This is a genomic window from Nocardia thraciensis (assembly GCF_054782435.1).
Genome location: NZ_BAAGSM010000032.1, coordinates 59,102 through 72,553, shown reverse-complemented (window position 1 = coordinate 72,553; position 13,452 = coordinate 59,102). Strand labels below are relative to the sequence as shown.

Annotated in this window: 8 protein-coding genes; 1 reads left to right on the top strand and 7 read right to left on the bottom strand. The window is 69.9% G+C overall.

Annotation, left to right across the window (positions count from 1 at the left end):
• Positions 1–41 precede the first annotated feature (41 nt).
• From aztD to aztB, 3 genes are read right to left on the bottom strand one after another with little or no spacing between them, the layout of a single operon-like run.
• Positions 42–1,214, bottom strand: a complete 1,173-nt coding sequence (gene aztD / locus ACYVLQ_RS20815) for a zinc metallochaperone AztD (RefSeq protein WP_460699185.1) — start codon at positions 1,212–1,214, stop codon at positions 42–44.
• 30 nt (positions 1,215–1,244) lie between these two features.
• Positions 1,245–2,153, bottom strand: a complete 909-nt coding sequence (gene aztC, locus ACYVLQ_RS20810) for a zinc ABC transporter substrate-binding protein AztC (protein ID WP_460699184.1) — start codon at positions 2,151–2,153, stop codon at positions 1,245–1,247.
• Positions 2,150–4,150: a zinc ABC transporter permease AztB gene (gene aztB / locus ACYVLQ_RS20805; protein WP_460699183.1), complete on the bottom strand. Its 2,001-nt coding sequence runs from the start codon at positions 4,148–4,150 to the stop codon at positions 2,150–2,152. Before aztB ends, aztC begins: the two co-directional genes overlap by 4 nt.
• Before the next feature lie 51 nt (positions 4,151–4,201).
• On the opposite strand from aztB, the gene aztA reads away from it, so the two are divergent.
• Positions 4,202–4,900: a zinc ABC transporter ATP-binding protein AztA gene (gene aztA / locus ACYVLQ_RS20800; RefSeq protein ID WP_460699182.1), complete on the top strand. Its 699-nt coding sequence runs from the start codon at positions 4,202–4,204 to the stop codon at positions 4,898–4,900.
• A 52-nt stretch (positions 4,901–4,952) separates the two neighbouring features.
• On the opposite strand, the gene ligA is transcribed toward aztA, so the two are convergent.
• From ligA to ACYVLQ_RS20780, 4 genes are all read right to left on the bottom strand, one after another.
• Entirely contained in the window at positions 4,953–6,944 is a 1,992-nt protein-coding gene (gene ligA, locus ACYVLQ_RS20795; RefSeq protein ID WP_460699181.1) for an NAD-dependent DNA ligase LigA, read from the bottom strand.
• Positions 6,945–7,067: 123 nt separating this feature from the next.
• A complete protein-coding gene (locus ACYVLQ_RS20790; protein ID WP_460699180.1) occupies positions 7,068–8,627 on the bottom strand; it encodes an MFS transporter in 1,560 nt (519 codons plus the stop codon).
• Between the two features lie 22 nt (positions 8,628–8,649).
• A complete protein-coding gene (locus ACYVLQ_RS20785) occupies positions 8,650–9,843 on the bottom strand; it encodes a cytochrome P450 family protein (RefSeq protein ID WP_460699179.1) in 1,194 nt (397 codons plus the stop codon).
• Between the two features lie 591 nt (positions 9,844–10,434).
• Positions 10,435–12,222 (bottom strand): hypothetical protein, encoded by a 1,788-nt coding sequence (locus ACYVLQ_RS20780; protein WP_460699178.1) that lies wholly within the window; start codon positions 12,220–12,222, stop codon positions 10,435–10,437.
• Between the last annotated feature and the right edge of the window lie 1,230 nt (positions 12,223–13,452).

Genomic DNA, 13,452 nt, shown 5'->3' with positions numbered 1-13,452 from the left:
CTTTGCCAGCGAGTGGGGCGCGCCCCGCTACGCGCTCGGTGTCAGTGCGTGCTGATGCCGCTCAGTTCGTTGGGCGCCTCGGGCAGCGTCGCGGTGGCGGCGACGGCGCCGGTAGCGAGATCCAGGCGGTGGATCTTCTTGGTCGCGTTGTCGGAGACGTAGATGTCGTTGCCGCGCGCGAAGATCGCCGGCCGCGGATCCTGCCACCGCAGCGGCTCCTCCCACGGCCCGATGACCGGGATGGTCCGCGTGACCGTCCCGGCCGCCGGGTCGATGACGTGGACGCGACCGTCGGTGCCGAGCACCAGCGCCTCGCCCTGCGGACCGCGGGCCAGCGAGCGGAAGGTGTAGCTGGTGCCGAGGGGCACCAGCCGGAGGCTGCCGTCGCGGGTGTCGATCAGCGAGACCTCTTGCGGCCGTTCGAGTTCGGCGTCCTTGTCGCGCTTGTAGTCGCCTAGCGCGATCGGGGAGGCGTCGGTACCGGCCTGGTTGCCGATGCGCCCGTACGGATCCGGGCTGGCGACCTTGGTGATGGCGCCGTTGCGGTAGACGAGGGCGCCGGTCTGGCAGCCGATGACCACGGCCTCGCCCTGCGCGGTCGATTCGCCGTGCACGCCGGGGCAATCCTCGTTGCGCGCGATCTCCTTACGGTCGCGGTCCAGCACGACGATGCCGGTGCGCTTCTCCTCGGTGCCGAGGGTGACGACGAGTTCCCCGTTCGACAGCTGGATCGCGACGCCGTGGTGCGGCGCGGTCGCCTTGTAGTGCTCGGTCTCGGGGGTGCCGTCCGCGAGCCGGTGCGGGTCGAACATGGTCACCTCGCCGCTGCCGTCGGCGAACAGGACGGTGCGCCCGGCGTGCCGCACCACGTGCCCCGGCTTCGCGGCGGGGAAGGCGGTGTCGGTCAGCTCGCCGTGCACGGCGTCGAGCACTTGGAAGCCGTCCTTGGTGGACACCATGACGTGGTGGTCGTCGCCCGCCGGGTTGAGGCGGTTGAAGCCGTCGAGTTTCACCTCGTCCGCCATCACCAGGGACTTCCCGTCCAGCAGATAGATGCCGCCGTCGTAGGTGACCGCGACGGGATCGGTGATCGCCGCGTGGTCGGAATGTCGCTCCGCATCCGAATCTCCTGCGCCACAGCCGCTCAGGGCCACCGCGGAGGTCAGTATCGCGGACGCGGCCAGGGATCGGGCCGCGCGGGAACGTAACCGCATGTGCTACTCCATTTCTGTTTGTTCGACGAGCTAGGGCGCCGTCAGGCCGCGCACGATGGCCTCGGCGTTGGCGCGCATCATGTCGAGGTAGGTGGGGGCGCCGCCGCCGGGCTCGGTGAGCGATTCCGAGTACAGGGCGATGACCCGCACCCGCAGGCCGGCCTGCTCGGCCAGGACGCGGGCCAGGCGGTCCGGCTGGGAGGAATCGGCGAAGACGGCGGGCACCCCCGCCGCACGGACGGTTTCGGCCAGCCCGGCCAGGTCGGAAGCGCTGGGTGAGGCGAGCGTGGTGCCGCTCGGGACGACCGCGCCGATCACCTCGAATCCGAATCGCTGTGCCAGATAACCGAATACGTGGTGGTTGGTGACCAGCTTGCGCCGGTCCGGGGGCAGCGTTGCGAACTGTTCGGTCATCCACCCGTCGAGCCGGTCCAACTCCGCCAGGTACCGGGCGGTATTGGCCCGCGCGGTGTCGGCGTCGACCCCGGCGATCCCGGCGACCCGGGCGCCGATCACCTCCACCGCGCGGCGCATGCGCGCGGGATCGGTCCAGAAGTGCGGATCCGGCGCGCCGCCTTCCGCACTCCGGAACCGGATCGGGTCCACCTGCTCGCCGACGGAAATCGTTGTCACCCCGGCCTCTTCGGCGGCGTGCACGTGCCGCCGCACGCCCTCCTCCAGACCGAGACCGTTGTGCACCAGCAGCGCGGCGCGTTCGATGCGCGCGGCGGTCTGCGCGGAGATCGCGAACTGGTGCGGATCGGCATTCGGCGGCATCAGCACCGTGACCTCCGCCGTGTCCCCGACGATCGCGCGGGTGACATCGCCGAGAATATTGGTGGTGACGACGATCTCGGGTCCGCCGCCGGCGCGGTCCGCGCAGGCGGGCGCCACGGCCAGCACGAGCAGCGCGATACACGCTCGGATCACGGTTCTCATCGGCCCGTCTCCACCATGTGGTCGGGCGCGATGTCGAGGGCGAAAGTACGTGCGCGACGCAGATTGTCGCGATAGTCGATCTCGTACACCGCGCGGGCGGCGGCGTCGTTGACGTAGGCGCGGCCCGTGTCGATCTGAATCGTCGGCGGCGGCGCGCCGTCCGGGACCGGGGCCGCGAGCAGCGGTGTCCGGGCCGTCTGCGCCCCGGTATTCGGGTCGTGGCCGTGCAGCACGCCGTCGCGGGTCAGGGTGAGCAGGACGCTGCCCTCCCCCGCCGTATTGGCCGCGGCCACCGGACCCGTCTCTACCAGCCGCCATGTGCGCGTGCGGATGTCGAGCACCCAGACGCCGCGCTCACCGGCCCGCGCGACGAGCGTGGTGCTGCCGGGCCGGTGCGTGAACTCGATCGCGCGCTCCGGCTCCGAAACCGGTTGCGGATAGGCAATTTTCACGGCGTCGAACCGCCCTTCGGCAGCGGTGACCAGCATGGCGCCGTCTGCGCAGCCGACAACCAGCCCGCGCCGGGTGACCGCGGAACCCCTTGGTGCAGCGCATGTCTCGGTCAGCGGCGCCACCACCGCCCCGTCCCGGTCGCGGACCTCCGCGCGGCCGGTGCCCTTCGCGACCACGGCGATATGTTCGGCATAGGGCACCGCGACGGCGTCGCCGGTCACACCGCGCTCGGTGATCCGGCCCGCATCCAGCGCGGCCCGGTCCAGCAGGGTGGTCCCGGAATCGGTGACCACGGCGGTGACGACGGGATCGCTGTGCGCCGCGACGAGCCCGCCGCGTGCCAGCGTGCCGACCTCGCGGATCGCGGCCCGGTAGTAGTGCATGTGGTCGCCGTGGTCCACGGTCCACGCGCCGCCGTCGACGATCCGCACCGCCGCGCCGCTCCCGAGATAGGCGAATCGGTCGTCGCCGGAGATCCCGGTCGGGCCCGGGGCCCGGCCGCCGTCGGTGACAGCCCCCTCGATCAGATCGACCACCCGGACCGATCCCCCGGCGTCGGCGGCCACCACCCGGGTCTGCGGCGCGTCGGTTTCCTCCGCGCCTTCCACGTAACCATGCGGAGTCTCCGTGACCGACGCGGAATCGCCTGTGTCCGAACCGCATCCGGCCAGCGGCAGCACGGCGATCAGGGCGCCCAGCAGCGCCAGCGCGTGCGCTCCCGGCATGCGCATCCGGTCGCGCAACCACGCCGCCGCGGCCGAGGCGAAGAACACCGCGACCGCGACCGCCACGATGGTCGCGCCCGCCGCGGTGCCCGCGTGCCAGGACACCAGCAGGCCCACCACTGTCGCGAACCCGCCGAACAGCGCCGCCAGCGCCATGATCACCGGCACCCGGTCGGCCCAGTAGGTCGCCGCCGCCGGTGGCGCGATGAGCAGGCCGAACACCAGCAGGGTGCCCGCGACGTGGAAGGACGCGACGATCGCCAGGGTCAGCAGGCCCAGCAGCGCCACCTGCGCCCACCGCGGCCGCAGGCCCAGGGTGTGCGCCTTGCGCGGATCGAACGCCAGCGCCAGGAACGCCCGGTGCCCCAGCACGGCGATCACCACCGCGACCGCCAGCGCCACGGCGAGATAGCCGAGGTCCCGGTCTCGAATGGCCAACACGTCGCCGAACAGGAACCCGGTCACGTCGACCGCGAAGGACTGCGACCGCGACACGATGATCACACCCGCCGCCAGCATCCCCACGAACACCAACCCGATCCCGGTGTCGGCGGTGAACCGCGGATTGCGTTGCAGCGCAGTGACACCCAGTGCCATCGCCGCCGCGCTGCACGCCGCGCCCACCAGGAGGTTGCCGCCGAGCAGCGAGGCCACCGCCACCCCCGGCAGCATCCCGTGCGCCATCGCGTCACCGAGGAACGCCATACCGCGCACCACCACCCACGTACCGGCCAGCGCGCACACGCAGGACACCAGCAACCCGCCCCACAGCGCTCTCTGCACGAAAGACACCTCGAACGGGGCAAACAGGACATCCATGGCGCCACACTTTATAATGGAAATGATTTTCAATACAAGTTAGGTGATGTAGTGCACGAACGGAAGACCCCGGCGGTCCGGATCGACGCGCTCACGGCCGGGTATCACTCGCGGACCGTGCTGCACGCGATCACCACCGACATCCCCACCGGTCGGGTCACCGCGATCGTCGGCCCCAACGGGTCCGGAAAGTCCACGCTGCTCGGCGTCGTCGCCGGGGTCGTGGCCCCGGCGACCGGAACCGTCGAACGCGGCAGCGACCGGCGACCGGCCTTCGTGGTCCAGCACAGCGCGGTCCCGGCGACCCTCCCCCTCACCGTCCGCGAGACCGTCGCGATGGGCCGCTGGGCACACCGCGGCCCCTGGCGACGCCTCACGCGCGCCGACACCGCCATCGTGCGGGCCTGCATGGAACGCATGGGCATCGCGGACCTGGCCCGCCGCCGACTCACCATCCTCTCCGGCGGCCAGCGGCAGCGCGCCCTCCTCGCCCAGGCCCTGGCGCAGCAATCGGACCTGCTCCTGCTCGACGAACCCACCACCGGACTGGATCCCGAAGCCCAGCAACAGATCTCACACACGCTCCGCGAGCTGACAGCCGACGGGGTCACCGTCGTCCAGGCCACCCACGATCACCGCGAGGCCCTGCGCGCCGACCACTGCCTACAGCTCGACACCGGCCGCCTCGTCGGCGCGGGTGCGCCCGCGGACGTGCTGTTCGGCGAGACATCGGTCCGCGTGAATCCGTGAGGCAGCGACAAATGCGACAGCGACCCTCCGAGGCAACACTGCGCCGTCGACGTCAGACGACCTTGGAGTCGATCAGGAGCTTCCAGATCTCGCCCTGGTCGACGACCTCCACGCCGAGCTTCTCCGCCTTGGTCAGCTTGCTCTCGCCGACGCCCGCGCCGGTGATGAGCAGGTCGGTGTTCGCCGAGACCGACGACGCGGCCGTGGCGCCCGCCTTCTCACACAGGCGCTGGAAGGTCGGGCGCGCCACCTTCTCGCCGGAACGCGGATCGCTGATCGCTCCGGTGATCACCACCGACTTGCCCGCCAGCGGAGCGCCCGCCGCGACGACCGGCGGCAGATCTTCCTCGCGGACGTCCAGGGATACGCCCGCCTCGCGCAGCCGCTGCAGTTCCGGGCGGAGGCGGGTGAGATGCGCCGCCAGGGAGGCGGCGACCTTCGGGCCGATATCCTCCACCGCGACGAGTTTCTCCTCGCCCGCCTCGGCGATCTCCTCTAGGGAGCCGAAACCCGCGCGGGCGAGGCGGGCGGCGGTGCCGTCGGAGGCCATCGGAATGGCCAGGCCGATCAGCGCGCGGCGCAGGCCGACCCCGCGGCTCGCGTCGATCGAGTCGATCATGCGGGTGGCCGAGACCTCGCCGATGCGGTCGAACTCGAGCAGCCGCTCCTTGGTCAACCGGTAGAAGTCCGACGGATGCTCCAGAATGCCCGCCTCCGCCAGGCGTTCGATCCACACCCCGCCGACCGCGTCGATATCGGCGGCCGCCCGCGACGCCCAGTGGATCAGCCTGCGCACCGTCTGCGCGGGGCAGGATACGTTGGTGCAGAACAACTCCCGGCTGTTGCCCTGCTCCGTCACCGGGTGCCCGCACGACGGGCAGGCCGTCGGCGGCACGATCTCGCGCTCGGCCCCCGTGCGCCGGGAGGCGTCGAGCACACCGGCCACGAACGGGATCACATCGCCCGCGCGGCGCACCAGCACGGTGTCGCCGACCTTGATGTCGCGGGCGCGGATCACTTCCTGGTTGGCCAGCGTCGCCCGCGTGACCGTGGTGCCGCCCACGAACACCGGCTCCAGCCACGCGACCGGGACGATCTTGCCCGTCTTGCCGACGTCCCACACCACGTCGGCCAGCAGCGTCGTCTTCTCCTCGGCAGCGAACTTGAACGCCAGCGCGCCGCGCGGGGAACTCGACCGTGTCCCGGCCGCCGCGTAGGCGTCGCGGTCGGCCAGCCGCAGCACCGCGCCGTCGAGGTCGTAGTCGAGATCGTTGCGGCCCTGTTCGATCGCGGTGATCGCCGCCTGCGCCTGCGCGGCGTCGGAGCAGTGCCGCATCCGCGCGCCGGTGATCCGCAGCGCCGCCAGCCCTTCCTCCAGGTCGACCGCGGCCTCGCCGCCCGAGGTGTCCAGGTCGAAGCCGTAGAACTGCAGCCGGCGCTCGGCCACCGTGGCCGGGTCCTTCGCGCGCAGCGTGCCCGCGGCCGCGTTGCGCGGGTTGATCAGCGGTTTGTCCGGATGCGCGGTGTTGTAGGCGGCGAAGGTCGACCGCAGCATCACCGCCTCGCCGCGCACCTCCACTCGGCCCGGGACATCGATCCGCTCCGGAACGCCGTCGACGAGCGCGCGCACCAGCATCGTCACGTCGTCGCCGGTGGTGCCGTCGCCCCGGGTCACCGCGCGCGCCAGCCGCCCCTCCTCGAACACCACCGACAGCGACAAGCCGTCGAGCTTCGGCATCACCACCACGGACTGGCCGGGAAAGCGGTCGAAGAACGCCGCGACCTGCTCGGGCTTGGTCGCCTTCTCGAGCGAGAGCATCGGGCGCGCGTGCCGGATCGGCGCGTGCAGCACGGCGGGCGCGCCGACCTGCTCCAGCGGATTCGGATCCGGCGCGAGCTCCGGGTGCGCCTCGATCAGGCCGCGCAGCTCGTCCTCGATCGCGTCGTACTCCGCGTCGGCTACCAGCGGCGAGCCCCGATAGTAGGCATCGCGCAGCGCCACGATGCGGTCCGCGAGTTCCCGGATGCGTTCCCCAGTTTCCACAGCACAGACGCTACCGACACCCACCGACAACGCGGTGCGGTAGAGCCGATCTCCCCCTGTGCGTTACGGCCCGGCCAGGGCGGCGGTCGTCAGGGTGAGGTGTAGGTCAGGATGTCGGCGACGTCAGCGCGTGGCTGTCGGGCGGGCGCCCGGTCGGCGCCACGCGCCGTCGACCGCGGCGAACGCGGCCGCGGCCAGGATCAGTACGGCCGAAACCAGCAGCGCGACGTCCAGGCCGTGCAGGAATGCCGCCTTTCCGGTGTTCAACACCTCCGACACCTTCGACAGGTATCGCAGATACGGGCCGATGTCGACGCCCTCCGGAATCCGGCCGCGTTCGACGGCCTCGACGGCATCGGGCTGCAATGTGGTCGGCAGCCCCAGTTCGTCCATCCGCGCCCGCAGATCCGAGGTGAGGAACGCGTGCACCAGCGCCCCGAGCACGGCCACACCGACCGCCGAGCCGACCTGGCGCATCGTATTCGTCACCGCGGCGGCCATCCCCGAATGTTGCGCCGGTACCCCGGACAGTACGGCGGATGTCAACGGCACCACGGCGATTCCGAATCCGAGCCCCGCCACCGCCATCGCGGCCGCCAGCGGTCCGTCGTGCAGCGGACCGGACAGGGCGTGACGAGTCAGCAGCACCCCGACGGCGCCGACCACACAGCCGATGACCATCGGCACGCGCGCACCCCGGCGCGCCACCCAGAACCCCGCGGCCAGCGATCCGACCGTGATCGCGGCGGCCATCGGCGCGAAGACCGCGGCCGTTCGCGCGCCCGAATACGATTGCATCACTTGCAGATACAGCGCCGTGAAGAAAAAGATCGAGAAGACGCCGAAGTACACGGCGAAGGCGACCACCAGCGCGCTCCGCACTGCGGGCGGCCGCAGATACCGGAAATCGACCATGGGCGCGCGGGCCCGCGACTCCACGGCGACCAGACCGGCGAGCGCCAGACCGCCGAACACGAACAGCCCGATCACCGAGGGCGCGGAGTAGCCGCGTTCCTCGCCGGAGATCGCGGCGTAGATCACCGATCCGAGAAATGCGGCGCCGAGCGCGAATCCGGCCCAGTCGACCGGCCCGCGCGGCGGATCGGCGCTCTCGGGCACCGACCACAGCGCCGCGACGAGCGCCACCGCCCCGATCACCAGGTTGAACCAGAAGATCGAGCGCCACCCGTACGCGTGCACCAGCACCCCGCCCAGCACCGGCCCGGCCGCGAGCGCCAGTCCCGACACCGCCGCCCACACGCCGACCGCCCGCGCGCGGGCCCGCTCGTCCGGGAAGATGTGCCGCAATATCGACAGGGTCCCCGGTTCCGACGCGGCCGCCCCCAGGCCCATGATCGCGCGACCGGCGATGAGCATCGAGACGCTGCCCGCGACCGCCGCGATCACCGATCCGGCGCAGAAGATCACCAGTCCGACGATCATGACCCGCTTGCGGCCCCACCGGTCACCGAGCGAGCCGCCCGCCAGCATGAGACTGGCGAAGACCACGGTGTAGGCGTTCACCACCCACTGCAGCAGCACCACGTCGGTACCCAGCTCGCGCCGGATATCGCCGAGCGCGACACTGACGACCGTGGTGTCGAGGAAGGTGACGAACAGGACGGTCGTGACCACGGCCAGCGCGACACCCGGACGCGCCGCCGTGCCCGGTGCGTTGTTCACCGATCCACCGGAGCCGTCAGCGTCAGAGCGTGAACGGCGCGGCCGGATTGAACACCACCGGCAACGCCGTCAGCGCCCGGTGGAACGGGCCGGGACGCCATACCAGATCGCCCGCCACCTTCATCTCCGGCAGCCGGTCCATGAGCTGGTCGATCGCGTCGCGCGCGAGGATGCGACCGTACGGCCTGGCGTGCGCGGGGCAGGCGTGCGCGCCGGTGCTGTAGGTCAGGTTCCATCGGCTCTCCACGAATTCACCGGTGTTCATGTCGGGATCGGTGTTGCACGCGGCCATGCTGATGATCACCGGCTGATCCGCCGGCAGCCATTCGTCCTCGATCAGGATCGGCTGGCGAGGATAGGTGATGCAATAGTTCGCCATCGGCGGGTCGGTCGCCAGCCTCTCGTCGAGGGCGTTCTCCGTCGACAAGGGGAGCCGATTGCCCTCGCCGGTGAAGCGAGGATCGGTCAGCATCAGCAGCAGGGTGTTGGCGATGAGGTTCGTGGGAGGTTCCACACCGGCCGCGAACAGCAGCACCAACTGATGCACCATCTCCTCGTCGGTCAGCCCGGCAGAATGCTGGACCAGCCGCGTGGTGATGTCGTCGGCGGGGTGCTCCCGTTTCAGCGTGGTGAGGTCGAGCAGCGCGTCGCCCATGATCGCGTTCACGGTGGCGGTGTCCACCCCGTCGAACATCGCGGCACTGGCCTTGGCGACCTGCTCACCGATTTCCGGTGGACAGCCGAGCACCTGGCAGAAGACCGAGAAGACCACCGGCAGGATGTACTGGTTCAGCACATCGGCGTGCCCGTCGCTGCAGAAGGTGTTGATGATGGGAATGGCCGTGTTCTCCACCATGGACGGCAGCGCGTACGTGTCGATACCCGCCAATGCCTGGTTCAGCGTCTCGCGGTAGCGCGCGTGTTCGGCGCCGCTGGTGCGAATCGCGTTGGGCCGGTACTCGATCATCGGCATGATCGGGATGTCGGCCGGTGCGTTCTGCTGCCACTTGCTCGGATCGGCGGGGAAGTGGTCGGGGTCGTTGAGGATGCGGACCGCGGTTCGGTAGTTGACAACCAGGGTTGCCGGGACTCCCGGCCACATCTCGACCGGCACCAGCGCCCCGTACTTGTTGCGCATCTCGCGGTATGCCCGATGGGGATCGGCCGCGAACTCTTCACTGTAGATCGCGACGCGAGGGCCCTCGTTCGACGGCATTGGACTGGCAGTAGCACCCGGGTGCTGCGGATACACGTAGTCTCCTTGAAATCGGTTGCGGCAGCATAGTACCCAACGCGAACGCCACCGGTGGCCAGCCTGAATACGTCACCCGCGCAGGCCGGGACGCTGTTGGGCGGCATGTTACTGATGGGTTGCCGACTCTGGTTGTAGCGGGAGTGGACTGATCGGGCGCGAAGGCTCTCGCCGCGGTGGGCCGCTGTCGATCTCGGCCGTCGCGGGCGCACGACCGGCTCGCCGGTGGCGGAAGCCCTGTCGTCGCCACGTGGCCCCCTTCGGGTGCAGGACGCGTCTAGCCGGGTGATCGGCACGCTCGCTGAGCCCTCAACTCCGACCAACCGGACGGTACGTGAAAGCCGTTCGACCACAGCCGATCTCCCTGTGACCGAACGGCCCTCAGCATACCCACCAGCAACCGCCGCGTGCAGGCCGAACGAGCCGACCGGCACCGGCGAATTCCGGCCGTCGGCACCTCGCCGACGGCCTGGGGATCATGTACAGGCGCCTCCCGAGCCGGGCCCGCCCGCCCCTATCGAGGGCAGGCCTGGCCGAGCGGTGCGCCGGGCAGGGTCAGCGCCGGAGCGGATCGTGACAGCGTGCGTCCCACGCACCCGGCAAATCCTCGGAAAGTACCGGTGCGGCGAGGATCTCGTCATCGAGGCCGAGAGCATCCAGCAGCGTCGGCAGGTTGTCGGCGAGGCGGTCGATGGCCTCGGGGAGCAGCCCGCTGCGGAGTTGCTGCCGCACGGCCCGCACCGCGGGGATGTCCAGCAGCCCGTGGGTGAGGTACCAGGTGGCGTGTTCGTTGATCTGATCCAGTGCGAAAACGTCACGCACAGCGGCGATTTCGGGATGGTCGGCGGCGTATCGGTCGAGCAGTCGCAGGGCTTGGTCGGCGCAGTAGGCCCCCGCGAGGTCGAGCGCGTCCGGAATGACCCCCAGTCGGGCCTCCAGTGCCGGGTCACCCAGCAGCGGCTGCGCTTCCTGCGCGATCGTCAGCGCGCGGGCATGCAGTAACCGCGCGCGGTCCGCCGGATCGGCCGGATCGTGCGGGGTGGGCTGGGGCGCCGGTATCCCGGCATACTGTTTGGCCAGAACGCGCCCCGCCACGGACCCGAGGACGTAGGTGTCGCCCTCGCCGGTGATGGCCGCGTGGCAGACCCCGATGTAGGGAGCGACCCGGTTCGCGCTGAACATCCCCTGCGCGGCCATCTTCTGGCGGGCATGGGTCACGGCGGCCAGGGCATGCTCCTGGATGAAATGCTTTGCGAGCATGACCGATACGACGGTGTCGCGTTCGGTGGGATCGCTGTGCGCGAGGTCGGTCTTGATCGCGTTGCCGTAGATGGTGCGCGCGATGGTGCCCGCCAGGTCGGTGAGCAGGGTGTCACGCACGTGCGGGATGTCGAACATCAGCGGCCGGTCGACCGGCGTCAGCGGCACCGTCCGTTTCCTGGCGTAGCTCAGCGCGATGTAGAGCGACGCGCGGGCCGCGGCGTTGAGGCAGGACGACAGCGCCAACCGCCCGACGGTCAGCTGGCTGATGGCCGAGGCGAACGCCCGCTTCCGGCTGTTCTCGTCGCGCCAGGTCAGTACGCCCGCGTCGTCGATGGTGGCGAGATCGTTGCTCAGCCAGGCGCTTCGCTCGACCCGCAGGTTGTCGAAGGAGATGACCGAGTTGTCCATGATGACCAGCGGCTGATGGTCGAGCTGGGTGATCGTGACGCCGGGGGCGGGGTCGCCGTTGGTGTCGCGCAGCCGCGCCGTGAACAGATGCACGCCCTGGTCGACGCCCGCCGTATCGATGTACCGGGCGCCGATGACGCAGACCCGGGCGACCGGGATGCCGACGCTGGGCATGAACTTCCGGGCGCGCGGATTCGGGGTGTTGAGTACGAACCCGTCCCCGTCCCAGGTGGCGGTGGTCTGCATGAACTGGATGTTGGAGCCGCATCCGTACTCGGTCAGCAGCATGACGCCGATGCTGGACCCGTCGTCGAGGTCGTGCAGATACGGTGCGGCGGAGTCGGGATCGGTCAGGGTGGCCAGGCTGCCCGAGGCCAGGTTGTAGTGGCCGGAGATGAGCGGAATCAGGTCGGTCGCCAGCACCGCCGACCAGTCGAAGACCGCGAACAGGCGGGGCAGATCCGTCGCTATATCGCGCGTGCTGCCGATCTCCTTGACCAGATACCGCAGGTGCGCGTAGGCGTTCTCGCGCCGTTGTTCCTGACTCTGTTGTTCGGTGACGGTGAAGTCCGGGTTGGTCAGAACCTGCTGCAGTTGCCGGTGGAACTCCACGTTGCCGTGCCGCAGCACCTCCGCCAGCGATGTGTCCCCTGTGTACCCGTGCGTGGTCATAACCGCCTCCTACTCATTTCCGATCCCATCGGGCCTGGGTCACCCGATAGGCATGCCGAGGCCATCGCTGCGCAGCTTCGATCTACCGGGACGCCGTCGTGACCGCAGGCTGACGCGGACACCGCCGGGGATCAGGTCGAAGGGAGCTGGAGGATCACCTGTCAAAGCTCAATGCACCACTCACCTTCGCGTGAAGTTCGTTCCGCTGCTCTGCCCGCTCCCGGACGCCGCGCGCTATGCGGATGGAGTCGTCGCGGGCCGATCCAGGCCTTCGGATAATCGCGGGACCACGTCCGACGATCCTTCGGCACGGCCGCCCGTTGCATGCTCGGCAGCGGCAGGCGCGCGGTTCGAATCGGACGGGCAGCGGCGTGCGCCTGCTACCGAGCCGACGGTACGGTCGCGCCGATCCGCGACATCGGCGATGTCGCAATGTTGCGTTCGATCGACTGTGACCACGAATTGTAGTGTCGCACAATCCGGCATTCGGTTCATGTGGAACGATCCAGACATCCGGTTGTTTTCACACCGGGCTTCGGACTTGGTGGTAGTGGGCGCAGCCCGGATCGATCGGCGGGCACGGGCCGACGCCGAATCGATTCCCACACCACCGAGGCTCATGGTCACACATCCCGGGCAGTCGGCAATGCCTTGTTCCCCCTTGGTATTTGAACACATCCGCCCAGCTCGCGCCCCCGAGCGACACGAACGAACAAGGACCACATGGCGTTCGGGGTACGGTGCCCATCACTGTCCCGGCGCACCACTGGCCCGACTCGAGGCGCAGGTGGCGCTGCCCATGCTCTTCGAGCGGTTCCCCCACATGAAACTCGCCGTCGCAGCCGACGAGTTGGGCACCGCACCCGGATTCATCGCCAACGGGTACGACCGTATGCCGGTGCTCCTGAAATAGTCGAAGTAGTCCTCATCCGAGGCCCGGGGTTCCCGGCCCGAGTCGAGGGGGCGTGACGGCGCCGTCCATGACCTCGGTCCACCAATGCTCGAGGCCGCTGGGGACGGGCCAGTGGACGACGGGCGAGGCGCTGCAGTGGTCCGGTTCGGGGGTGTGATCAGCGGGTGGGATGGTGGCAGTCGTCATCGTGCTGTGGTGTGGTCGAGGGTTGAGCGGGGTGGTGGCCGTGGTCGGCCACCACCCCTGATTGTCGCGAGAACTCTTCTGTGCGAGCATGTTTCGTGTCGTCTTCGCTGGTCCGCCGGGGGCATCACCTC